The sequence below is a fragment of the Streptomyces thermodiastaticus genome, assembly GCF_014656135.1.
GTDB lineage: Bacteria > Actinomycetota > Actinomycetes > Streptomycetales > Streptomycetaceae > Streptomyces > Streptomyces thermodiastaticus.
On sequence record NZ_BNBV01000012.1, the window covers coordinates 59,764 to 82,130 of the forward strand.

The window sequence follows — 22,367 nt, forward strand, 5'->3', positions numbered from 1 at the left end:
TGAGTCTCAAAGGCCTGGATCGTCTTTGAAATTTCGCGCACCGGCTGTCTACGGTCATGTCCGCTCGCCACCGCGAGCTCCCGGCTGCCGCACGCCGAATCCTGCCGGCGGCCGCCCGGGAACAGTCGTCGCATCGCGCGCCGCAGGCAGGAGCGGGGGACCCAAGGTAAGTGCCGCACCGTGTGGTTGACGGAGCGGCTGGGGGTGAAGCCGTGCCTTCTTCGGGGCACGGCCGGGCAACTCGACCGGCCCGAACCCGACAGCTCACCTCGCAGGCGTCGGTGAGGGGATCCTTCCATGCTGTTTTCCGGCAAGGGCAAGCACCGTCGTCCGTCCAAGACCACCCGCGCCGTCGCGCTCGCCGGTGTCGCCGGCGTGGCCGTCGCCGGCCCGCTGCTGGCGGCGGGCAACGCCTCCGCCGCCACCGCCTCCGAGTGGGACGCCGTCGCCCAGTGCGAGTCCGGCGGCAACTGGTCCATCAACACCGGCAACGGCTTCTACGGCGGCCTGCAGTTCGCCCAGTCCACCTGGGCCGCCTACGGCGGCACGGCCTACGCCCCGCGCGCCGACCTGGCCACCAAGGCCCAGCAGATAGCCGTCGCCGAGAAGGTCCTCGCGAGCCAGGGCAAGGGCGCCTGGCCGGTGTGCGGCAAGGGCCTGTCGAACGCCGCCTACAGCGGCTCCACCGGCTCCACCGCGCCGTCCTCTCCGGCCGGCGGCACCAGCTCCTCCGGTGGCTCCGGGAAGAGCACCACCACGACCCGGTCCACCGAGCAGCAGCACGCGGCCCGTTCGGCCACCCGCACCGCGCCGGAGAAGACCGTCACCACCCCGAGCGGCCGCCACGTGGCCAAGGGCGACGGCGAGTACACGGTGGTCCCCGGCGACACCCTCAGCTCCATCGCCGCCGCCCACCACGTCGCCGGCGGCTGGCAGAAGCTGTTCGAGCTGAACCGCGACATCGTCGACGACGCCGACCTCATCTACCCGGGCCAGCAGCTGCACCTGAAGTAAGGAGCGGCCCCGCCCCCGTCCCCACAGCTCCCCGCCCCGGCGCGTGTTCCCCCGTACGCGCCGGGGCGGGGTCGTGCGGGGAGGAGGCGAGCACCGGCGCACAGGGACGGAGCCGGCGCACAGGGCCGGACGGGACGCGGCGCGCACCCGGAGCCCGCCCCGGCCTCCGCGCCCGGCTCCGCCCTGGTGCGTCCGCGTCCCTCCGCCCGCTCGCCCTCCGCCCGCTCCGCCCCGGCGCGTCCCTGCCCCGCTCGCCCGCGCCGGTCCGGTGCCCGTCGATCCTCCGGACCTGTCGATCCTCCGGACCTGTCGATCCTCCGGACCTGTCGATCCTCCGGACCTGTCGATCCTCCGGACCCGTCGATCCTCCGGACCCGTCGATCCTCCGGACCCGTCGATCTCCGGATCCGATCGGTCTCCGAACCCTTTGTTCCGGAGCGGAACAATGTGTACTGTCACCCTGTCCGAGGGACGGTCGGTCGGCCGACCCGCACCCCTGGACGGTTAGGCTCTAGTCGCAAGGCTCACCAGCCCCGCACTTTCAGCGTCACATCCACGAAGGAGATGCTCGTGCCGTCCATCGACGTCGTCGTAGCCCGGGAAATCCTGGACTCCCGAGGCAACCCCACGGTCGAGGTCGAGGTCGGCCTCGACGACGGCAGCACGGGGCGTGCCGCCGTTCCGTCCGGCGCCTCCACCGGCGCCTTCGAGGCCATCGAGCTGCGCGACGGTGACCCGGGCCGCTACCAGGGCAAGGGCGTGGAGAAGGCCGTCCTCGCCGTGATCGAGCAGATCGGCCCCGAGCTGGTCGGCTACGACGCCACCGAGCAGCGCCTGATCGACCAGGCCATGTTCGACCTGGACGCCACCGACAACAAGGGCTCGCTGGGCGCCAACGCCATCCTCGGTGTCTCCCTGGCCGTCGCCCACGCCGCCGCCGAGGCCTCCGACCTGCCGCTCTTCCGCTACCTGGGCGGCCCCAACGCGCACCTGCTGCCGGTGCCGATGATGAACATCCTCAACGGCGGCGCGCACGCGGACTCCAACGTGGACATCCAGGAGTTCATGATCGCGCCGATCGGTGCCGAGTCCTTCTCCGAGGCCCTGCGCTGGGGCGCCGAGGTCTACCACACGCTGAAGAAGGTGCTGAAGTCCAAGGGCCTGTCCACCGGCCTGGGCGACGAGGGCGGCTTCGCCCCGAACCTGGAGTCCAACCGGGCCGCCCTGGACCTCATCCTGGAGGCCATCAAGGAGGCCGGCTACACCCCCGGCGAGCAGATCGCCCTGGCCCTGGACGTGGCCGCCACCGAGTTCTACAAGGACGGCCGGTACGTCTTCGAGGGCAAGGAGCGCACCGCCGAGGAGATGACGGCGTACTACGCCGAGCTGGTCGAGGCCTACCCGCTGGTCTCCATCGAGGACCCGCTGAGCGAGGAGGACTGGGAGGGCTGGAAGGCCATCACCGCCCAGCTCGGCGACAAGGTCCAGCTCGTCGGTGACGACCTGTTCGTCACCAACCCCGAGCGCCTGCAGAAGGGCATCGAGGAGGGCGCCGGCAACGCCCTGCTGGTCAAGGTCAACCAGATCGGTTCGCTGACCGAGACCCTGGACGCCGTCGAGCTGGCCCAGCGCAACGGCTACAAGTGCATGATGTCCCACCGCTCCGGCGAGACCGAGGACGTCACCATCGCCGACCTGGCCGTCGCCACCAACTGCGGCCAGATCAAGACCGGCGCCCCGGCCCGCTCCGAGCGCGTCGCCAAGTACAACCAGCTGCTGCGCATCGAGGAGATCCTCGACGACGCCGCGGTGTACGCGGGCCGCAGCGCCTTCCCGCGGTTCAAGGGCTGAACCGCACCCGAACCGCACCGTGACCACGGCCTGACGCGGCCCGGCCGGCGCCGCGCGGGCCGTGCTTCGACCGTCGTGCGTACGTCCCCGTACCCGGTCCCGTACCGTGTCCGGGGACGTACGCGTGTATGAAGGACGCCGGCAGCAGGTAAGGGGAGGCGGAAGCCAGATGGCCGTCAAGGACCGGGACCGGTTCTCCACCGCGACCAGGCTCAGGCTGCTCGGGGAGCAGACCGCGGCCCGGGTCTACCGCTCCCAGAGCCGTCGGCAGGCCCGCCGTTCCCGGCTGACCGGCCGCGCCGCACTGCTCGCGCTGGTGGTGTGCTCCCTGGTGGTCGCCCTGGCCTACCCGATGCGGCAGTACGTCTCCCAGCGCGAGGACATCGCCGACCTCAAGCGGCGCAAGCAGCAGGCCCAGGAGCGGGTCGAGCAGCTGCGTGACCTCAAGGCGCGCTGGCAGGACGACGCCTACGCCGAGCAGCAGATCCGGCAGCGGCTGCACTATGTCAAGCCCGGCGAGACCGGATACACCATGATCGACCCGGGCGAGGCCAGACAGTCGAGGGCCGAGCAGAAGACGGCTCCCCGCCCCTGGTACATCAACCTCTGGCACGCCGTGGACACCTCCGACGCGGCCCGCCACTGAACCGACAGGAAGACCCACCCACAGGCATGGAAACCCCTCCGCCGCCCACCCCGCGCACCGAACCCACCGCCGAGGACACCGAGGCCGTCCGGCTCCAGCTCGGCCGGCCCCCGCGCGGGCTGCGCGCGATCGCGCACCGCTGCCCCTGCGGCCGGCCGGACGTCGTGGAGACGGCACCGCGGCTGCCCGACGGCACGCCCTTCCCGACGCTGTACTACCTCACCTGCCCGCGCGCCGCCTCGGCGATCGGCACGCTGGAGGCCGAGGGCGTGATGAAGGAGATGACCGAGCGGCTGCAGCGGGACGAGGAGCTGGCCGCCGCCTACCGGGCCGCGCACGAGGACTACTTCCGGCGCCGGGACGAGATCGAGGAGCTGACCGGCTTCCCCAGCGCGGGCGGCATGCCCGACCGGGTCAAGTGCCTGCACGTGCTCGTGGCCCACTCCCTGGCCGCGGGCCCCGGCGTGAACCCGCTGGGCGACGAGGCGATCGCGCTGCTGCCCGAGTGGTGGCGCAAGGGAGCCTGCGTGCAGGTGCCGCAGCAGCACACGACGAGCGAGGAGAACGACACGTGACCCGGGTGGCAGCCATCGACTGCGGAACGAACTCCATCCGTCTGCTGGTCGCGGACGTGAACCCGGACACGGGCGAACTGACCGACCTGGACCGGCGGATGACGATCGTGCGGCTCGGCCAGGGCGTGGACCGCACCGGCCGGCTCGCGCCCGAGGCTCTGGAGCGCACCTTCGCGGCCTGCCGCGAGTACGCCGAGGCGATCAAGGAGCACGGGGCGGAGCGGGTGCGGTTCGTGGCCACCTCCGCTTCCCGGGACGCCGAGAACCGGGACGAGTTCGTGCGCGGGGTGGTGGACATCCTCGGCGTCGAGCCGGAGGTCATCACCGGCGACCAGGAGGCCGAGTTCTCCTTCACCGGCGCGACCAAGGAACTGGCCGGCCGGGCGGACCTGGACACGCCGTTCCTGGTGGTGGACATCGGCGGCGGCTCCACGGAGTTCGTCGTCGGCGAGGACCACGTGCGCGCGGCCCGCTCGGTCGACGTCGGCTGTGTGCGCATGACGGAACGCCACCTGGTGCACGGCGGCGTGGTGAGCGACCCGCCCACCGAGGAGGAGATCGCCGCCATACGGGCGGACGTCGAGACCGCGCTCGACCTCGCCGAGCAGACCGTCCCGCTGCGCGAGGCCCGCACCCTGGTGGGCCTGGCGGGGTCCGTGACGAGCGTGTCGGCGATCGCCCAGGAACTGCCGGAGTACGACTCGGCGCGCATCCACCACTCCCGCGTCTCCTGCGACCGCGTCCGGGAGATCGCCGACCGGCTGCTGCACTCCACGCACGCCGAGCGCGCGGCCATCCCGTCGCTGCACCCCGGCCGGGTGGACGTCATCGGGGCGGGCGCCCTGGTCCTGCTGGCGATCATGGAGCGTATCGGCGCGCAGGAGGTCGTGGTCAGCGAGCACGACATCCTCGACGGCATAGCTCACAGCTGCGCCGCCGAGGCGCGCTGACGGGCACGGTCAGGTGGCGGGGCGTCACAGGGTGCGGTAGACGTCCCGCCGGTCGCCCACCTTGACCACGAGGACGACGAGTTCACCATCGTTGATCTGGTAGGCGACCCTGTAGCTTCCGACCCGGAGCCGGTAGAGCCCCGACGGGCCGGTGAGCTTCTTGACGTCGGCGTCCTGACGGTAGGGGTCGTCACCGAGTGCGGTCAGCGCGGTCAGGATGCGCATGGCGTCGGGTCGGCTCATGGCCCGGAGTTGCCGCTGCGCCGCCGTGGTGAACCGGAAGGCGTACTTCACGCCGCCTCGCCGTCCTGCTCGGTGAACAGGTCCGCGAGGAGTTCCGCCATGGTCACGGTGCTGCCTCCCTCGGCCAGCACCGCTTCGGCCTCGCGCGCCAGCATCACGTCGGCTGCTTCCTCCAACGCTTCGAAGTCCGAGATCGGCACCACGGCCGCCACCGGGACGCCATTGCGCGTGATGACGGTCGGAACGCCTTCCTCGGCCCGGTTGATGTGGTCGGCGAGGTGTGCGCGGGCTTCCCGTACGGTCACGGTGTTCTCAGTCATGACGTCAGTGTACGCGCGAACGTGTACACACAGCATCTGTCGACCGGATCGCCCGGTCCCCCGGCCCGAGAAGGAGCGGGCGAGGCGGCGCTGCGCAGCTGCCCCGCCCGCCGGCCGAGGCAGGGCTGTTCACCTGCCAGGGGGGTGAGTCGGTCCGCCGGTGACACCGTGTCGGAAAACGTTCGTGAAGTTCTTCACAAGGATTTCCGTCGTGTCGGTGCACAGGAGGGGCTTCAGCAGCCCTTCAGGGGGCTCGACAGGGACTCGGGGGCGCTCGACGAAGCGCCCCGGCGCGCTGTCCGGAGAGGCGTTCACACGGTCCGCGCAGGGCCCGCCGGGACCCGGAGCGGCAGCTCACGCGGCCTTGACAACGGTTGCAACCGGACACCGGTTCCCGTGAGGGGGCATGATCTCCGTCACGTGAGCGGCGGAGTGTAGCACAGGGGTTTGGGAACCTTGTGAAGGGGCGCACGAGGGGCCCTCTCGGGGCGGGTGGATACTCGATGCCATGAGCACCACGGAGCGTCCCAGGATCCTCGTAGTAGGCGGTGGGTACGTAGGCCTGTACGCAGCTCGGCGCATCCTGAAGAAGATGCGCTACGGCGAGGCGACCGTCACGGTCGTCGACCCCCGGTCGTACATGACCTACCAGCCCTTCCTCCCGGAAGCCGCCGCCGGCAGCATCTCCCCGCGTCACGTCGTCGTCCCGCTGCGGCGCGTGCTTCCCAAGGCGGCGGAGGTCCTCACCGGCCGGGTCACCAGCATCGACCAGGACCGCAAGGTCGCCACGATCGCCCCGCTGGTGGGCGAGTCGTACGAGCTGCCCTTCGACTACCTGGTCATCGCCATGGGTGCGGTCTCCCGCACCTTCCCGATCCCCGGCCTCGCCGAGCAGGGCATCGGCATGAAGGGCATCGAGGAGTCCATCGGCCTGCGCAACCACGTGCTGGAGCAGATGGACAAGGCCGACTCCACCACCGACGAGGAGATCCGCCGCAAGGCGCTCACCTTCGTCTTCATCGGCGGCGGCTTCGCCGGCGCCGAGACCATCGGCGAAGTCGAGGACATGGCCCGGGACGCGGCCAAGTACTACCGCAACGTCTCCCGCGACGACATGCGGTTCATCCTCGTCGACGCCGCCGACCGCATCCTCCCCGAGGTCGGCCCGAAGCTCGGCGCGTACGGCAAGGCCCACCTGGAGAGCCGTGGTGTGGAGGTCTACCTCTCCACCTCCATGGAGTCCTGCGTCGACGGCCACGTGGTGCTCAAGAACGGCCTCGAGGTCGACGCCAACACGATCGTCTGGACGGCCGGCGTCAAGCCGAACCCGGCCCTGGCCCGCTTCGGCCTGCCCCTCGGCCCGCGCGGTCACGTCGACTGCGAGCCCACCCTGCAGGTCAAGGGCACCGACTACATCTGGGCCGCCGGCGACAACGCCCAGGTCCCCGACCTCGTCGGCCGCGAGGCGGGCAACGAGAACGCCTGGTGCCCGCCCAACGCCCAGCACGCGCTGCGCCAGGCCAAGGTCCTCGGCGACAACGTGGTGGCCCGCATGCGCGGCTTCCAGCAGAAGCCCTACCGCCACGCCAACAAGGGCGCGGTCGCGGGTCTCGGCCTGCACAAGGGCGTCGCGATGATCGTCATGGGCAAGATGAAGATCAAGCTCAAGGGACGGCTCGCCTGGTACATGCACCGCGGCTACCACGGCCTGGCGATGCCGACCTGGAACCGCAAGATCCGCGTCTTCGCCGACTGGACGCTCGGCATGTTCCTCAAGCGCGAGGTCGTCTCCCTCGGCGCCATGGAAAACCCGCGCGAGGAGTTCTACCAGGCCGCCAACCCCGCCCCGGTCCCCGCCGCCGTGGGCAAGCCGGAGGAGAAGGCCAAGGCCTCCTGACCGACGGTCACCGTCCGATCCCCCGAAGGGGCCGCCTGCCATCCGTGGTGCGGGCGGCCCCTTCGGCGTGTCCGGCACCGCCGCGGGCCCCTGCTGCGTGCATGCTGCACCTGTTTTGCCCAGTCGTAACTCCCTTGCGGGGGTGCGTGACAGCCGAACCGGTGTTTACGTGGGGGAAGACATCCGGCGTTCTCCGTCACGGAGGTGTGCACCATGCCCGACGCCGCGCTGCGGCTTGCGACACTGCTCGAACAGCTGATGGGAAGCCCTCTGCCGGTGCGCCTCCGCGCCTGGGACGGCTCCGAGTCCGGGCCGCCCGGGACGCCGGTGCTGGTCGTCCGCAACCGGCGCGCCCTGCGCCGGCTGCTGTTCAAGCCCGGTGAACTCGGCCTGGCCCGCGCCTGGGTGTCCGGCGACCTGACCGTCGAGGGCGACCTGTACACCGCCCTGGACCTGCTCGCCGGCATGGTGTGGGAACGCGGGGACGACGCCCGCGGGATCGCGCGGCGCCTGCGTGCTCCCGAGGCCCGGTCCGCCGTCCGGGACCTGGTGAAGCTGGCCGGGCTGCCCCTGCCGCCCAGGCCGCCCGCCGAGGAGGTCCGCCGCCCCTCCCATCTGCACACGCGCCGCACCGACCGGCGTGCCATCAGCCACCACTACGACGTCGGCAACGACTTCTACGAACTCGTCCTCGGCCCGTCCATGGTGTACTCCTGCGCCTACTGGCCGGCCGGCGGGCCCGAGGCGACCCTGGAGCGGGCCCAGCGGGACAAGCTGGACCTCGTCTGCCGCAAACTCGGCCTGCAGCCCGGCCGGCGACTGCTCGACGTCGGCTGCGGCTGGGGCTCCATGGCGCTCCACGCCGCCCGCGAGCACGGCGCCCAGGTGGTCGGGGTGACCCTGTCCCAGGAGCAGGCCGCCTACGCCCGCAAACGGGTCGCGGACGAGGGCCTGACCGACCAGGTGGAGATCCGCGTCCAGGACTACCGCGACGTCACGGACGGTCCGTACGACGCCATCTCCTCCATCGGCATGGCCGAACACGTCGGCGCCGCCCGCTACCTGGAGTACGCCCGCGACCTGTACGCCCTGCTGCGGCCCGGCGGACGGCTGCTCAACCACCAGATCGCCCGCCGCCCGCAGGCCGACGAGTCGGCCTACCGGGTGGACGAGTTCATCGACGCCTACGTCTTCCCCGACGGCGAGCTGGCCCCCGTCGGCACCACCGTCACCCAGCTGGAACGGGCCGGGTTCGAGGTGCGCGACGTGGAGTCGCTGCGCGAGCACTACGCCCTCACCCTGCGCCGCTGGGTCGCCAACCTGGAGGCGAACTGGGAGGAGGCGCAACGGCTCACCAGCCCCGGCCGCGCCCGGGTGTGGCGGCTGTACATGGCGGCCTCCGCGCTGTCCTTCGAACGCAACCGCATCGGCGTCAACCAGGTGCTCGCGGTGAAGACCCCCGCCTCCGGCGCGTCGGGCATGCCGCTGCGCCCCCGCACCTGGGGGACACCGGCCGCACCGGCGCACGGACCGGCCGAACAGGCGGACGGACCGGCCCTATAGGCGGTCGGACCGTCCGAGCAGGAACACACGAGGGCCCCGTCCCGGTCACCGCGGTCACCGGTACGGGGCCCTCGCCCGGACGGCGAGCCGTCACTCCGAGGTGATGGCCCGCAGCATGTTCAGCCGGGCCGCGCGCCGCGCCGGCCACAGCGCCGCCAGGACACCAACCACCCCCGCCAGCAGCAGGAAGACCGCCATCCGGCCCCACGGCAGCACCAGCTCGTACGTCTCCAGCCGGTCCCCGGCCAGCGACCCGGCGGCCCAGCCGAAGAACACGCCGAGGACGATGCCGAGCACTCCGCCGAACAGCGAGATCACCAGGGACTCCAGGCGCACCATCCGCTTCACGCCCGCCCGGTCCACTCCGATCGCGCGGAGCATGCCGATCTCCCGGGCCCGCTCGACCACCGACATCGCCAAGGTGTTGACGACACCGAGGACCGCCACGATCACCGCCATCGCCAGCAGGCCGTAGAGCATGTTCAGCACCAGTGTGACGCTTCGCGCGATGCCGTCGGAGATGTCCTGGCGGTCCTGGATCAGGATCGCCGGGTTGGATCCGGCCGCCTTCACCAGCCGGGCCTTGACGGCGTCCCCGGGGCCGTCGGCGGTCTTCACCATGATCTGCATGTCCGCCGGATCGGTCTGGTGCGGGGCCAGGGTGTCCTTGTCCATGAGGATGCCGCGGATCATCTCGTTGGCCCGGTACACCCCGGCGACCGTCAGCTCCTGCTTGCGGCCGTCCTCGTAGGAGACGGTGAAGCGCGAACCGGCCGTCCAGTGGTGGTCCTCGGCGGTGTCGCCGTCGACGACCACCGTGGTGCCGCCGACGGTGAAGGTGCCGTCGGCCACCGGCAGATCCGTCAGCTCGCCGAACGCGGCACCGTCCACACCGGTCAGGAACTCCGTTGCGCCGTCGATGCGGGAGATCGCGTTGCGCATCGGGCTGACGGCGGTGACGCCCTCGGTGGCCTTCAGCTTCCGCTCCACGTCCGGGGAGAGGTCGTTGCCGTTGGCCATGGACACCACGTAGTCGGCGCGGATCGCGGAGGCCGCCAGCTTCTCGACCGCGAGCTGCATGCTGTTCGCGACCACCGTCATGCCCGTGATCAGCGTCAGCCCGATCATCAGCGCCGAGGCGGTGGCCGCCGTGCGGCGCGGGTTGCGGACCGCGTTCAGCCGGGCCAGCTTGCCCGCCACCCCGAAGGCACGCAGCACGGGCGCGGCGGCCGCGATCACCGGCCGGGACAGCAGCGGGGTCAGCACGAACACACCCGTGATCAGCAGCACGGCACCCAGCCCCATGGGGGCCTGACCGGAGTCCCCGCTCATCGTGGTGGCCACCAGCACCAGCCCCGCACCGGCCGCCGCCAGCAGCGCGCCCAGCGTGTTGCGCAGCACCAGCGACTTGGTGGTGGCCGTGGCGTGCACACTGCTCATCGCCGCCACCGGCGGGATCTTCGCGGCCCGCCGGGCGGGCAGCCACGCCGCCAGCATGGTCACCAGGATGCCGACCGCGAACGCGGCGACCACCGTGCCGGGCGTCACCACCAGCGGCCCGTCGGGCACCGTCGAGCCGAACGACCCCAGCAGGGAGTGCATCCCCGCCCCGATGCCGATGCCGGCGACCAGCCCGACGACGGCGGCGACCGCACCCACCACGAACGCCTCGATCAGCACCGACCGGGTCACCTGCCGGCGCGACGCCCCGATCGCCCGCAGCAGCGCCAGCTCCTTGGTGCGCTGGGCGACCAGCATGGTGAAGGTGTTGGCGATGATGAAGGTGCCGACGAACAGCGCGATCCCCGCGAACACCAGCAGACCGTTCTTCAGGCTGCTCATCGAGTCGGCGATCGCCCGCGCCTGGTCCGAGGCCAGCTGATCCGCGGTGGTGGCCTGCGTCAGGCCCTTCGGCAGCGCGGTGTCCAGCTGCTGCTTCAGCACGCTCTGACCGGTGCCCGGCTTCGCCTTCACGTCGATCTCGTCGTACGAGCCCGGCTTGCCGAACAGCTGCTGGGCGGTGGCGGTGTCGAACAGGGCGAGGCTGCCGCCGGCGGTGACATTGCCGTCGTCGGTGGTGAAGATGCCGCTGATCGTCGGCGTCAGGACCGGGCCGTCGACGGAGATGCGCACGGTGTCACCGACCCGGTAGCCGGCCCGCTGCGCGGTCTTGGAGTCGATGAGCACCTGGCCCTTGCCGTGCGGGGCGGTGCCGGCGACGAGCGGATAGCGGGGGTCGTCGTCCCCCCAGTAGTTGCCGCCCTTGGAACGGAACCCGCCGCCGATCAGCTCACCGTGCTTGTCGGCGATCGCGGTGAACCCCTCGACGACACCGATGGCGGAGGCGGCCCCCGGCACATGGAGGGCGGTGTCCAGTGTGGCGTCGGTCAGCTTCGGCAGCGTGCCGACCCGGTCGCCCTTGCCCTCCTGGTACACGGGCTGGACGGCCACGTCGACGTGGTCGAAGCCCCGGGCGGAGCTGTTCTCCAGGGCGCCGGAGACGGTGTTGGTGAAGACCAGGGTCCCCGACACGAAAGCGACGCCGAGCATCACGGCGAGCACGGTCATGAGGAGCCGGGCCTTGTGCGCGAGCACGGTGCGCAAGGCGGTGCGGAACATGGGTGTGTCTCAGTCCAGAGGTACGAGGTGCAGGTGGGCGGTGGTCCGGGTGCGCGGGGTCAGCCGACGCGGCCCTCGGCGCCGGCCGCGGGGGTCCGTGGGCTGCCTCCGGGAAGGCTGCGCATGCGGTCCAGCACCGCGTCCGGGGTCGGCCCGTACACCTCGTCCACGATCCGGCCGTCCGCGAGGAACACCACCCGGTCCGCGTACGCCGCCGCCACCGGGTCGTGGGTGACCATCACCACCGTCTGGCCCAGTTCGCGCACCGAGTTGCGCAGAAAGCCCAGCACCTCGGCACCCGAACGGGAGTCCAGGTTGCCGGTGGGCTCGTCACCGAAGACGATCTCCGGCCTGGAGGCCAGCGCCCGGGCGACCGCCACGCGCTGCTGCTGACCGCCGGACAGCTGCGAGGGCCGGTGCCCCAGCCGCCCGGACAGACCGACCATCTCGATGACCGAATCCAGCCACTGCCGGTCGGGCTTCCGCCCCGCGATGTCCATGGGCAGCGTGATGTTCTCCAGGGCCGTCAGCGTGGGCAGCAGATTGAACGCCTGGAAGATGAAGCCGATCTTGTCCCGCCGCAGCCGGGTGAGCTGCTTGTCCTTCAGCGACCCCAGCTCGGTGTCGCCGATGCGCACCGAGCCGGAGGAGAAGGTGTCCAGTCCGGCCACGCAGTGCATCAGCGTGGACTTGCCGGACCCGGACGGACCCATGATCGCGGTGAACTGCCCCTGCGCGAAGTCCACCGAGACCCGGTCCAGGGCGATCACCTGGGTCTCGCCCTGTCCATAGATCTTCGACAGCTCCGTGGCACGTGCGGCCACGGCAGTGGTCCGGCCGGCGAAGGAAGAGGTGGTCACGGGTGGGCGCTCCTGACAGGACGACGATGATTCTCGAACGTGGGATCTGTCACCATCGTCGTCGCCGCCCGGCCCCGCACCGTCAGACGCTGTGCCCGTTCCGAGGGCCGACTCGGGTCTGACCGAGGCCCGCCGTGTCCTACCTGGGGATGATCCCCGCCCCGGAGAACGCCCCGCACGGCCCGGCCGTCAGGCCCAGGTCAGCAGGGGACCGCGGGCGGCCGGCGGCCTCAGGGACCTCCCCGGAGCACGGCCGCCTGTGCGCGTCGTGTCCGGACGGTGAAATTCCGTCATTTCGCGTGCGCGCCCCCTTGCCGCACGCAACGCTACTGACAGGTGCGTCCGATGGTCGCTCTCCGGCCTGATGCACCCTCAGATGTCAATAAAATAAGACAACATCGGTCCGTCCGTCCGCTGTTCAGGGGACACCTCCCGATAGGCTCGGAGCCTGTGCGGAGCCCACGGCCTGCCCGGATGGTGGAATGCAGACACGGCGAGCTTAAACCTCGCTGCCCCTCGCGGGCGTACCGGTTCGAGTCCGGTTCCGGGCACTTCGGTTGCACCCCGTCTGACCTGCGGTGACAGGTGAGGCGGGGTGGACGTTTTCGTCTCGTGTGCGCACCGTGTGCGCACCGTGTGCGCACGGCGGCTGCTAGCCTGCGATGGCATGGCCTACGTCGTAGAACGCAAGGACAAGCGTGGCAACGCCACGTATCGAGTCCGCTGGCGTGAGGGGGGCGCCCGAACGGCGCCATGGCATAGTGAGAAGTTCGACAACCGCGAGGCGGCGGAGATCTTCCTATCGGCCGTGGAGGAGGCCGACCAGCGGTGGCCGGTCGGTTGGGTCCCGGGGATTGGGTACGTCGGTGATGGGGCGCTGCCCGCCAACGACATGTACCTGTTCCGGAACTTCGCGCTCCAGGTCATCGCGACCCGCACGGGAGTGTCGGAGAGGTACCGGCAGGACTGCATCCGGGACCTTGAGCGCTATGTGTTCCCTACGTTCGGGGACTGCGACGTGCGGTCGGCCGCGGACTTCTCGCGCGAGACGGTCGGCGCGTGGGTGAATGAGCTGTGCCGTACGTGGGTGTGGCGGGGCAGCCGGCGCAAGCTCATGTCTCCGAAGACCGTCCGGGGCCTGCACGCGCTGCTCAGTATGGTGTTGCAGGCTGCGGTAGGCCACGAGCCGCCGCTGCGCGACCGGAACCCGTGCCGGTTGACGCGGCTTCCCCGCACCGATGACGACGGTGGAGGACGACGAGGGCGAGGACGGCGACTTCCTGGAGCACGACGAGGTCGCCGGGATCGTGGAGGGCCTGCCGCGGCGCGAGGACCAGATACTCGTCCGCCTCGCCTATGGCACGGGGCTGAGGTGGGGTGAGCTGACGGCCCTCGCGGTGAAGCACGTGCGGGCGCGGTCGTCGGGCAGCTACGAGATTCGTGTTGCTCGCGCGTGGAAGCGTGGCGCGCGCGGTGAAGGGTTCTACCTGGGGCCGCCCAAGAGCCGGGCGGGCAGGCGCACGGTCGAGATCAGCGAGGCCCTGTGGGGAGAGCTGTCGGAGCTGACGGCCGGCCGGGGGCCGGACGAGCTGGTCTTCCACAACGGCCGCGGGCAGCAGCTGATCTACAGCACGTTCTACGACCGGTGGCGGGAGGCGGTCGACGAGGCCAAGAGCCGCGGGCTGTTGCCCGCGTGGAAGTTCCCCAAGGTGCACGGTCTGCGGCACAGCCACGCCGCGGCACTGATCTCGGCGGGCGTGAACCTGGACTTGATCAAACGGCGTCTGGGCCATGAGTCCATCACGACGACCTCGGACACGTACGGGCACCTGCAGCGGGAGGCGCACGGGCCGGCGCTGGCCGCGATGGACCAGGCACTCGGGTTCGGCCCGGTGTCCTCGGCCGCCGAGGAGGTCGACGAGCACCAGCCGGTCCAGGACCCGGGCCAGTGCCTCTACGTGGCTCACCTTGGCTCGTACCGGGTGGCGTTCTGGGACGTGGAGCATGCCGAGTGGACTGCCGAGCGGTGGGCGCAGGACCGCGGTGATGCGGTGCGCGTCGAGCGGATGACGTGCGACTGGTGGCGGCGTACGGCTGGTGGCGTGGTGGGCGCGGACAACGGCCTGAAGGCCGTACGGGCCGAGGTGCCCTCCCGTGTGCTCGTGTGGGAGGCCGGCCCGGTCGTGTACAAGGACGACGGGTCGGAGGTGATGCCGGAGCCGGCCGCGGCCGAACCGCGGAGCGTGTGGCGGTGGGACTTCGAGGAGGGGTACACCGACGAGCCGGCGATGCGGTCGGCCGAGTGGCTGCCGGGGGCGGAGGCGCTGACGGAGGCGCGGGCGTGGGGCCTGGACCGGACCGCGGTCAAGGCGGCGTTCGCCGCGGCGTACGGACGCGTTGCGGATCTGCTCGCTGCATCCGGCGCGGTCGGCTCGGAGAGGGCGTGAGACGGCCGTGTGACGGCGCGTAGGGGTGCGGGGCGCTCCGCACCCGGGGGTAGCCGAAGAGGCCCATAGAGGGCCTCTTCGGCTTGTTCAGGTTGTGAGGTCAGGTGCGCCAGCACAGCCACCACGCTTGGATGTCGAGCAGGCAGTGGTGGTGTCCTGTGTGGCCAGGGTCCGCAGGGGGCGTCCTGTTCAACGGCCGTGGCATGGCCCGGCTCGCCCTCGGCATGGAAGGGCTGGTCCCGCTGGTCGAGAGCTGGAGGCCGGACGTCATCGTGGGCGGTTCACTGTCGTATGCCGCACCACTGCTGGCGCACCGGTACGGGCTGCCCTGGGTGCGGCATGCCCTCAACATGGGGGAACCGGTCATCATCGATCTGGCCGCGGCGGCCGAACTGGTCCCCGAGATGGATGAGATGGGGCTGTCCGCCCTTCCCGCACCGGACATGGACATCGAGCTGTGTCCGCCGTCGGTGCGCCGCCCCGACGCCGGTCCCGCACAGTTCATGCGGTACGCGGCCCGGACCCGGGAACTGGCCGCGGAGATCGCCTCCCTGCCCACCCCGCACGAGGTGACCCAAGCCATCGTGGACATGGTGCGCGGCCGGACGGCGGCGTGACCGCACCTGCGTCCGGCCGCGCACGACAGCGGGGGCCGAGGCGTACCGCGACGCCGATGCCTCGGCCCCGCTCGCGCCTTACGCGGTCTGATGCGGACGCTGCTGCGGGACGAACAGCGACAGCAGGACGCCCAGGACGAGGAAGCAGCCACTGACCAGGTACACCTCGTCGATGGCCTGGGTCATGGCCTGAAGCAGGGGGCGTGCGATCCGGTCGTCGGCGTGTGCGAGGAACGAGGTGTCGTCCAGATCCAGACTGCCGTCGGCGCCCCGGAGCAGGATGCGGTTGGCCGGCTGAGAGGCGACGGACGGGTCATGGGCAGCAGCCGCGAACGCGCTGTCCGAGGCGGCGTCCGCATAGGAGCGTGCCACGTGCCCGCTGACGGTGCCGAAGAACACCGCGAGGAACACCGACGCGCCGGCCGTCGACCCGATCTGCCGGAAGAAGGTGTACGACGCCATCGCGGCGCCCATGTTCTGCGGTGCGGCGTTGCGCTGGATCGCCACCAGCATCACCTGCCAGGAGAAGCCCACCCCGACGCCCATCACCAGGGTCGCGCCCCCGGTCTGCCACAGTCCGGTGTCCATCTTCGTCGTGCTCAGCCACCACGAGGCGACCGCCATCAGCACGACACCCGTCGCGATCACGATCTTGTAGTTGCCCGTCCTGGCCACGTACGGTCCGGCGACCCGGCCCGAGAGGACGATGCCGACGGTCTGCGGCAGCAGCATCAGGCCGGCCTGCGTCGGTGTCAGTCCCCGGACGATCTGCAGGTACATCGGCAGTACGGTCAGGACGCCGAACACGCCCATCCCGACGATCACATTGGCGCCGTTGACCAGGGTGAAGACCCGGTTGCGGAACAGGCTCAGCGGCAGTATCGCCGCCTCGCCCGCCCGCCGCTGCGCCAGCAGGAACAGCACCAGACCCACCACACCGACGGCGAACAGTGCCAGTGTGCTGCCGGAGCCCCATCCCCAGGCGCGGCCCTGCTCGGCGGCGATCAGCAGCGGCACCACGCAGACCACCAGGGTCGCAAGGCCGAGCACGTCGGTCTGCCGGCCGGCCGCCTGGGGCTTGGGCAGCCGCAGCAGCCGGCCGATGATCGCCATTGCGGCCACGGCGATCGGGACGTTGATGAAGAACGCCCAGCGCCAGCCGGTGGCGCCGAGGAAGGTGTCCATGCCGGCGAACCAGCCGCCGACCACGGGCCCGACGACGGCCGAGACGCCGAAAACGGCACCGAACCACGCCTGGTACCGGGTGCGCTGCGGCATCGGCACCACATCGGCCAGGATGGTGAACGCCAGACTCATCAGACCGCCGGCGCCGATGCCCTGGACGGCACGGGAGGCGATCAGCTGCCACATCTCCTGGCTCAGGCCGGCCAGCACGGAACCGGCCAGAAAGATGCCCACGGCCAGCAGGTAGACCGGTCGGCGGCCGTGGTCGTCGGACAGTTTGCCGTACAGAGCGGTGGAGACGACCGAGGTCATCAGGTAGACGGTGGTCACCCATGCTTGCTGGGTCAGCCCGTGCAGGTCGTCGGTGATGGTGCGCATCGCGGTGGCCACCACGGTCTGGTCCAGCGAGGACAGGAACATCCCGAGCATGAGCCCTAAAAGGATGATCTTGGCGTGTGGTTTCGGCCCGCCGGTCGTTTCCGACTGGGCCGGCGGCCTCGCGGTGTCGGTCATGGGTAGTACTCCTTGGCTGAAACGCGGTGTCGGCTGGGGTGTTGAGGACCACCAAACCCTGCAACCTCGATCGCAGTTGAGGTCAAGCCGCCGCGGGCCGTTCGACCGGGAGTCCAGGTGGTCTCCAGCAGGTGCGGCGAGCGTGGTCAGCGCGGCCGGAAGGGCCGCCGCGCAAACCCTGACAGAACGGTGGTGAGAGGCGTGGCAAGGGACCCGAGACATTCCGCGACTTCTTCGGTTCGGTGCCGACGGCCACGGCCACGGCCCCGGGCCGGACCGGTCCCATGAGGGCGCACGCGGGTACCCGGGTCGCGAGTGTCCGCGTGCGCCCTCCGCAGTGGTGGCCGGTTACTTGACGGTGGTCGACGTCAGTGTCTGGGCAGGATTGGGGGTAGCACCGCAGGGTGCTGGTGGGCCGGAACGTGCGGGGCCTCGTTCGCCGAGGGGATGAAGTCCCAGCCGAATCCGTAGGTGTCGTAACCGGAGCCTCCCGGCTCGGTGGTGACCGAGCCCCGGGTGGTCGCCTTGAGGGTGAGCTTCACCGTGGGCAGCTGGAAGGCAACGGCGGCCGGGAAGGGGCCGGGGGCCCGCAGGACCAGCTCGTCCCCGTCGAGGGTCGCGGTTGCCGGGGGTGTCACCTCCGGTCAGCCGGTACTGACGCAGCTTCGCGTTGTCGGGGAGCCGCAGACGCAGCACCAGGTCGTACGAGTAGTCGTTGTGCGAGGGGTTCGGCGTGATGGGCGCCCCCCGGAGGCTACGGCTGCGCCCTCCGGGCCGGAGCCGTGGATGTTCGAGCGCGGACCATTGACATCGCCCGAGACCCGGCGGAAACTCAGGGCATTCGAGTGAAGGAAACTTCACCACACGAACCAGCTGCTCGCGGCACACGCAGTGCCCGCCGCGCCCCTGCGCGTACGCGGCCGCGCGCTCCCGTCCGTCACGGCAACGACGCCCACCGAAGGGATCACGACCGATGCGCACCACCGTCGGCATCATCGGGGCCGGGCCCGCCGGCCTGCTGCTGGCCCGGCTGCTCCACAACGCCGGGATCGACTCGGTCGTGCTGGAGAGCCGCGACCGTGCCTACGTCGAGCAGCGGCAGCGGGCCGGGATCCTGGAGCAGGGCACGGTGGACGTGCTGCGGGCGGCCGGGGCCGGGGAGCGGATGGACCGGGAGGGGCTGCGGCACGACGGCATCGAGCTGCGGTTCGGCCGGCGGCGGCACCGGGTGGACTTCCCGGCGCTGACCGGGGGCCGGTCCGTGATGGTCTACGCCCAGACGGAGGTCTGCAAGGACCTGATCGCCCTCCAGCTCAAGGAGGGCGGGCCGCTGCTGTTCGAGGCGGAGGCGCTGGCCGTGGAGGGAGCCGAGAGCGACCGTCCGGCGGTGCGGTTCCGGCACGGGGGGCGCGAGGACGTCCTGGAGTGCGACTACGTCGTGGGGTGCGACGGTTTCTGGGGGGTGTCCCGCAGGGCGATCCCCGCGGAGTCGGCCCGGGTGTACGAGCGGGCTTACCCGTTCGGGTGGCTCGGCATCCTCGCGGACGTGGCGCCCTCCCACGACGAACTGGTCTACGCCCGGCACGAACGGGGCTTCGCCCTGCTGTCCATGCGGTCGCCCTCCATCTCCCGGCTCTACCTCCAGGTCCCCGCCGACACCGACGCGCAGACCTGGTCCGACGAGCACATCTGGGACGAGCTGGAGCGGCGGCTGGAGACGGACGACGACTGGACGCTGCGCCGCGGGCCGGTCACCCAGAAGTCGGTGACCCCGATGCGGTCCTTCGTGCACGAGCCGATGCGGCACGGACGGCTGTTCCTCGCGGGTGACGCCGCCCACATCGTGCCGCCGACCGGTGCCAAGGGCCTCAACCTCGCCGTCGGGGACGTCGCCACCCTCGCCAGGGCGCTGGAGCACCGCCTGCGGACCGGGTCCGAGGAACTGCTGGACGCCTACTCGGACAGGTGTTTGCGGAGGGTGTGGCAGGCGGAGCGGTTCAGCTACGACATGACGACGATGCTGCACCGCGCCCCGGACGCCACCGCGTTCGAGGAGCGTCTGCAGCTGGCACGGCTGGAGCGGATCGCCACCTGCCGGGCGGCCGAGGCCGACCTCGCCGAGGGGTACACCGGCTTCCCGCTCGACTGACCCTTCCCTTCACCGTTCTGCCGTAGCGTGTCGCGCCGAAAGGTCAGGGAAAGATCCTCCACAGGTATCAGGTCAACCCTTTGCCTGTCCATTACTCTTGACCCAGGGTCGCGCCGTGCGGCCATGGAGGAGTGAGATGAGGAGCAGAAACCCGGTCTTCTCGCGACGGGGGTTCAGCCGCGACCACGGCTACGCGGGCTTCAACACCGCGCCGCAGGCCGGGGGCCCCGCTGTCGGCGCACAGGGCAATCCGTACGCGCAGGGCAACCCGTACGCCCAGCCGAGCGGGAACCCCTACGCTCAGAACCCTTACGCTCAGAATCCGTACGCCCAGCAGGACCTGTACTACGGCGCACCACCGCAGGCCCCGGCCTCCACCGGCCGGATGACGATGGACGACGTCGTCGTGCGCACCGCCTCCACGCTCGGTGTGCTCGTGGTCGCCGCCGCCCTCTCCTGGGCGCTGCTGCCGGTGGACGACGCCAACATCGGCCGGTCCTACGGCCTCGGCATCGGTGCCGCGCTCGTCGCGATGGTGCTGGGCTTCGTCCAGTCGTTCAAGCGCAAGGCCTCGGCTCCGCTGATCCTGGCCTACGCGGCGTTCGAGGGCGTCTTCCTCGGTGTCGTCTCCAGCGTCATCGACAACCGCATCGCCAGCGGTGCGGCCATGCAGGCGGTGCTCGGCACGATGGCGGTCTTCGCGGCCGTGCTGATCGCCTACAAGGCGCGCTGGATCCGGGTCAACCGGCGCTTCTACGGCTTCGTGATGGCGGCCGCGCTCGGCTTCGTGCTGCTGATGATGGTGAACGTGCTGTTCGCCGTGTTCGGCGGCGGTGACGGGCTCGGCTTCCGCAGCGGTGCTCTCGGCGTCTTCTTCGGCATCGTCGGTGTCGTGCTCGGTGCCTGTTTCCTCGCCCTGGACTTCAAGCAGGTCGAGGACGGGGTGGCCTACGGGGCCCCGCGCCAGGAGGCCTGGCTGGCCGCGTTCGGCCTGACGCTGACGCTGGTGTGGATCTACCTGGAGTTCCTGCGGCTCATCGCCATCCTCAACCAGAACGACTAGCTCGGCCGGAAAGGCCGGCTCGACCTGGACGGCCGGTGAGCCGCAGCCGGCCGGGTGCACGGGAAGGGCCCCGGGAGCGATCCCGGGGCCCTTCGCCATGTCCGCTGCTTCGGGGCTCGTCGCGCACTCAGCGCCGATGTCCTAGACCAGCTTGCGCGCCGCCCTCCTCAGTTCGAACTCGTGGATGAGCGCCTTGGCGTGGCCGTAGGAGAGGTTGTGCTCGTGGCGGAGCCAGCTGAGCTTCTCCTCGAAGCCGAGTGCGGGGCCTTCCTCGACGGTGCGCAGCCAGTCGGCCACTTCACGGCCGGTGCATGCGGGGATGCGGGCAAGCAGGTTGCGATGGGTCTCCTCGGAGTACACGTGGGACATCGGCGCCTCCGGACGCTTTCGACAAGGCCGGTCCTTCACGCCACCGTGCCTGAGCACGGCCGCGTTGGCAACAGTCCGGGTCCGGCGCGTACCCTCGCGGCGTGGTGGACACGACATCTCTGACCCGGGCGGTGGATCACTTCGCGGACCGGCTGCGGGCGGCGCCGCAGAGCCGACTGCAGCGCGGCGCGGCGGCCGAGGCGCTGGAGCTGGCGAGGGAACTGGCGCGCCGGGCCCAGCTCGCGGAGTTTCCCGGACGCGAGCCGCGGCAGATGCCCGACGCCGGGATGTTCGCGGCCGCGGACCAGCTCACCGTCGCCGGGCACGACCTGGCGCTCGTCCTGACCTCCGAGGAGGACGTCGAGGAGGCGGTACGGCTGGTGACCGAGGCGCAGAAGCGCGCGGGGGTGTGAGGCGCGGCGCCCGGCCGGCCGAGGGGAGAACAGCAGGGCCGGACGTCTCTCGCGTGCGGGGCGGCGACACCCGGGCGCGGGAAGGAGGGCGGCCCCGATCCGCGCGGGAGCGGCCGTGTCACCCGGCGGGCGGCCGGGGCCTACCGGAACGGGAGCCGAGGGCCGTCACACGGAGGTGACGATCCGGTCCGCGAGGACGTACACGTTCTCCTCGCCGCAGGAGAAGGTCAGGGTGTAGGCGCCGGAGACGCCGGAACCGCCCAGCAGCACCGGGGAGCGGCCCGCGCGGACGGCGTCGGCCAGGCGCTCCGCGGTCTCGCGGTGTCCGGGCGTCATGCACAGCGTCGTGCCGTCGGCGAAGACGTAGACGTCGAGGGTGCCCAGCGGGCCGGGGCGGACGTCGGTCAGTTCCGTGCCGCGGGAGGCCAGCTGTTCCAGCGTGGCCACGGTCCGCTCGTGGTCGCCGGTCAGCGGTGAGGGGCGCGGAGTGAAGTCCGGGTGCGAGGGGTGGCGGCGGCGGGCGGCGGCCAGTTCCGCGGACTCGCCGACGGTCGGTCCGCTCTCGTGGGCCGCGGAGTCGTCGCCCTCCTTTCCGGTCTCGGTGACCGGTTCGAGCCGGCCGAACGCGGAGAAGTCGGTCTGGCGGGGCAGGAAGATCTCCCCGTCGGCCGGCGACAGATCGGACAGCCCGGTGACCGGAGGCGTCTCGGAGGCGTCGCGTGCCTCCTGCGCGGCCCAGAAGGCGCGGGCCTCGGCGAGTTCGCGCTCCCGCTCCTCCGCGAGCGCCTCGACCACGGCGGCGCGTATCTGCTCGGCGTCCGCGGGCCTGCGGGCGGCGGGCAGCAGAGCACAGGTGGCGGCGTGATTCTCGGCGAGCTGGACGTGCAGGGCGTTGACCTGACGGCGCAGCTTCACCAGGGTGCACAGGACGGCGACGCCCACGGCGCCGGTGGCGGCCGTGGTGACCAGCAGGGCGATCGGCATGGCGCTCACTGACGTTCTCCCGGGTTCAAGGTCGACCCCCGACTTCCTACCTCAGCTTGAAGGGAGGACCGTCCAGCTGTCAGTGCGTA

General features: G+C 71.1%; 20 protein-coding genes, 1 tRNA gene and 1 riboswitch. Of the genes, 13 read left to right on the top strand and 8 right to left on the bottom strand.

The window, feature by feature from the left end; genetic code table 11:
* Window positions 1-128: 128 nt before the first annotated feature.
* Window positions 129-293: riboswitch (cyclic di-AMP (ydaO/yuaA leader) on the top strand.
* 4 nt (window positions 294-297) lie between these two features.
* From IE286_RS13570 to IE286_RS13590, 5 genes are all read left to right on the top strand, one after another.
* The gene (locus IE286_RS13570) at window positions 298-1,014 is read left to right on the top strand and encodes a LysM peptidoglycan-binding domain-containing protein (RefSeq protein ID WP_189796946.1); all 717 of its coding nucleotides are present in this window, start codon (window positions 298-300) and stop codon (window positions 1,012-1,014) included.
* A gap of 570 nt (window positions 1,015-1,584) precedes the next feature.
* Window positions 1,585-2,865, top strand: coding sequence for a phosphopyruvate hydratase (gene eno / locus IE286_RS13575; RefSeq protein WP_125496868.1), 1,281 nt, complete (start codon window positions 1,585-1,587; stop codon window positions 2,863-2,865).
* 169 nt (window positions 2,866-3,034) lie between these two features.
* On the top strand, window positions 3,035-3,511 hold the full coding sequence (locus IE286_RS13580; RefSeq protein ID WP_189796947.1) for an FtsB family cell division protein: 477 nt from the start codon (window positions 3,035-3,037) through the stop codon (window positions 3,509-3,511).
* A gap of 26 nt (window positions 3,512-3,537) precedes the next feature.
* The gene (locus IE286_RS13585) at window positions 3,538-4,086 is read left to right on the top strand and encodes a DUF501 domain-containing protein (RefSeq protein ID WP_189796948.1); all 549 of its coding nucleotides are present in this window, start codon (window positions 3,538-3,540) and stop codon (window positions 4,084-4,086) included.
* On the top strand, window positions 4,083-5,036 hold the full coding sequence (locus IE286_RS13590) for a Ppx/GppA phosphatase family protein (RefSeq protein ID WP_189796949.1): 954 nt from the start codon (window positions 4,083-4,085) through the stop codon (window positions 5,034-5,036). Before IE286_RS13585 ends, IE286_RS13590 begins: the two co-directional genes overlap by 4 nt.
* Window positions 5,037-5,060: 24 nt before the next feature.
* Here IE286_RS13590 and IE286_RS13595 read toward each other — a convergent pair whose 3' ends face one another.
* Entirely contained in the window at window positions 5,061-5,330 is a 270-nt protein-coding gene (locus IE286_RS13595) for a type II toxin-antitoxin system RelE family toxin (protein ID WP_189796950.1), read from the bottom strand.
* The gene (locus IE286_RS13600; protein WP_151784401.1) at window positions 5,327-5,599 is read right to left on the bottom strand and encodes a type II toxin-antitoxin system Phd/YefM family antitoxin; all 273 of its coding nucleotides are present in this window, start codon (window positions 5,597-5,599) and stop codon (window positions 5,327-5,329) included. Before IE286_RS13600 ends, IE286_RS13595 begins: the two co-directional genes overlap by 4 nt.
* A 508-nt stretch (window positions 5,600-6,107) precedes the next feature.
* Between IE286_RS13600 and IE286_RS13605 the strand changes: the two genes are divergently transcribed.
* Entirely contained in the window at window positions 6,108-7,496 is a 1,389-nt protein-coding gene (locus IE286_RS13605) for an NAD(P)/FAD-dependent oxidoreductase (protein WP_189796951.1), read from the top strand.
* 213 nt (window positions 7,497-7,709) lie between these two features.
* Window positions 7,710-9,059, top strand: coding sequence for a class I SAM-dependent methyltransferase (locus IE286_RS13610; protein ID WP_189796952.1), 1,350 nt, complete (start codon window positions 7,710-7,712; stop codon window positions 9,057-9,059).
* 90 nt (window positions 9,060-9,149) lie between these two features.
* Here the strand turns inward: IE286_RS13610 and IE286_RS13615 are convergent, their stop codons facing one another.
* Window positions 9,150-11,678, bottom strand: coding sequence for an ABC transporter permease (locus IE286_RS13615; RefSeq protein WP_189796953.1), 2,529 nt, complete (start codon window positions 11,676-11,678; stop codon window positions 9,150-9,152).
* Window positions 11,679-11,737: 59 nt separating this feature from the next.
* Entirely contained in the window at window positions 11,738-12,538 is an 801-nt protein-coding gene (locus IE286_RS13620) for an ABC transporter ATP-binding protein (RefSeq protein WP_189796954.1), read from the bottom strand.
* A 468-nt stretch (window positions 12,539-13,006) separates the two neighbouring features.
* On the opposite strand from IE286_RS13620, the gene IE286_RS13625 reads away from it, so the two are divergent.
* From IE286_RS13625 to IE286_RS13635, 3 genes are all read left to right on the top strand, one after another.
* A tRNA-Leu gene (locus IE286_RS13625) sits at window positions 13,007-13,089 on the top strand.
* A gap of 687 nt (window positions 13,090-13,776) precedes the next feature.
* Window positions 13,777-14,985: a site-specific integrase gene (locus tag IE286_RS13630; RefSeq protein ID WP_189796955.1), complete on the top strand. Its 1,209-nt coding sequence runs from the start codon at window positions 13,777-13,779 to the stop codon at window positions 14,983-14,985.
* 203 nt (window positions 14,986-15,188) lie between these two features.
* Window positions 15,189-15,602 (top strand): hypothetical protein, encoded by a 414-nt coding sequence (locus IE286_RS13635; protein WP_189796956.1) that lies wholly within the window; start codon window positions 15,189-15,191, stop codon window positions 15,600-15,602.
* Window positions 15,603-15,680: 78 nt separating this feature from the next.
* Here the strand turns inward: IE286_RS13635 and IE286_RS13640 are convergent, their stop codons facing one another.
* Together IE286_RS13640 and IE286_RS13645 are read right to left on the bottom strand one after the other, a co-directional pair.
* Window positions 15,681-17,300, bottom strand: a complete 1,620-nt coding sequence (locus IE286_RS13640) for an MDR family MFS transporter (RefSeq protein ID WP_189796957.1) — start codon at window positions 17,298-17,300, stop codon at window positions 15,681-15,683.
* Between the two features lie 368 nt (window positions 17,301-17,668).
* Window positions 17,669-17,938 (bottom strand): hypothetical protein, encoded by a 270-nt coding sequence (locus tag IE286_RS13645; protein ID WP_189796958.1) that lies wholly within the window; start codon window positions 17,936-17,938, stop codon window positions 17,669-17,671.
* Window positions 17,939-18,273: 335 nt separating this feature from the next.
* Between IE286_RS13645 and IE286_RS13650 the strand changes: the two genes are divergently transcribed.
* The gene (locus IE286_RS13650) at window positions 18,274-19,449 is read left to right on the top strand and encodes a 4-hydroxybenzoate 3-monooxygenase (RefSeq protein ID WP_189796959.1); all 1,176 of its coding nucleotides are present in this window, start codon (window positions 18,274-18,276) and stop codon (window positions 19,447-19,449) included.
* 136 nt (window positions 19,450-19,585) lie between these two features.
* Window positions 19,586-20,512: a Bax inhibitor-1/YccA family protein gene (locus IE286_RS13655; RefSeq protein WP_189796960.1), complete on the top strand. Its 927-nt coding sequence runs from the start codon at window positions 19,586-19,588 to the stop codon at window positions 20,510-20,512.
* Window positions 20,513-20,653: 141 nt separating this feature from the next.
* Here the strand turns inward: IE286_RS13655 and IE286_RS13660 are convergent, their stop codons facing one another.
* Entirely contained in the window at window positions 20,654-20,881 is a 228-nt protein-coding gene (locus tag IE286_RS13660) for a DUF4287 domain-containing protein (RefSeq protein ID WP_125496878.1), read from the bottom strand.
* 101 nt (window positions 20,882-20,982) lie between these two features.
* Between IE286_RS13660 and IE286_RS13665 the strand changes: the two genes are divergently transcribed.
* Complete coding sequence (locus IE286_RS13665; RefSeq protein WP_189796961.1) at window positions 20,983-21,294, top strand: hypothetical protein; 312 nt, start codon at window positions 20,983-20,985, stop codon at window positions 21,292-21,294.
* Between the two features lie 165 nt (window positions 21,295-21,459).
* Here the strand turns inward: IE286_RS13665 and IE286_RS13670 are convergent, their stop codons facing one another.
* On the bottom strand, window positions 21,460-22,287 hold the full coding sequence (locus IE286_RS13670; RefSeq protein WP_189796962.1) for a hypothetical protein: 828 nt from the start codon (window positions 22,285-22,287) through the stop codon (window positions 21,460-21,462).
* Window positions 22,288-22,367 lie beyond the last annotated feature (80 nt).

Bases quoted from the DNA above. Each gene is read 5' to 3' on its own strand.
- IE286_RS13635 (WP_189796956.1), top strand. From the start codon at position 15,189: ATGGCCCGGCTCGCCCTCGGCATGGAAGGGCTGGTCCCGCTGGTCGAG.
- IE286_RS13610 (WP_189796952.1), top strand. From the start codon at position 7,710: ATGCCCGACGCCGCGCTGCGGCTTGCGACACTGCTCGAACAGCTGATG.
- IE286_RS13660 (WP_125496878.1), bottom strand. From the start codon at position 20,881: ATGTCCCACGTGTACTCCGAGGAGACCCATCGCAACCTGCTTGCCCGC.
- IE286_RS13615 (WP_189796953.1), bottom strand. From the start codon at position 11,678: ATGTTCCGCACCGCCTTGCGCACCGTGCTCGCGCACAAGGCCCGGCTC.
- IE286_RS13600 (WP_151784401.1), bottom strand. From the start codon at position 5,599: ATGACTGAGAACACCGTGACCGTACGGGAAGCCCGCGCACACCTCGCC.
- IE286_RS13630 (WP_189796955.1), top strand. From the start codon at position 13,777: ATGACGACGGTGGAGGACGACGAGGGCGAGGACGGCGACTTCCTGGAG.
- IE286_RS13640 (WP_189796957.1), bottom strand. From the start codon at position 17,300: ATGACCGACACCGCGAGGCCGCCGGCCCAGTCGGAAACGACCGGCGGG.
- IE286_RS13570 (WP_189796946.1), top strand. From the start codon at position 298: ATGCTGTTTTCCGGCAAGGGCAAGCACCGTCGTCCGTCCAAGACCACC.
- IE286_RS13655 (WP_189796960.1), top strand. From the start codon at position 19,586: ATGAGGAGCAGAAACCCGGTCTTCTCGCGACGGGGGTTCAGCCGCGAC.
- IE286_RS13605 (WP_189796951.1), top strand. From the start codon at position 6,108: ATGAGCACCACGGAGCGTCCCAGGATCCTCGTAGTAGGCGGTGGGTAC.
- IE286_RS13580 (WP_189796947.1), top strand. From the start codon at position 3,035: ATGGCCGTCAAGGACCGGGACCGGTTCTCCACCGCGACCAGGCTCAGG.
- IE286_RS13585 (WP_189796948.1), top strand. From the start codon at position 3,538: ATGGAAACCCCTCCGCCGCCCACCCCGCGCACCGAACCCACCGCCGAG.
- IE286_RS13650 (WP_189796959.1), top strand. From the start codon at position 18,274: ATGCGCACCACCGTCGGCATCATCGGGGCCGGGCCCGCCGGCCTGCTG.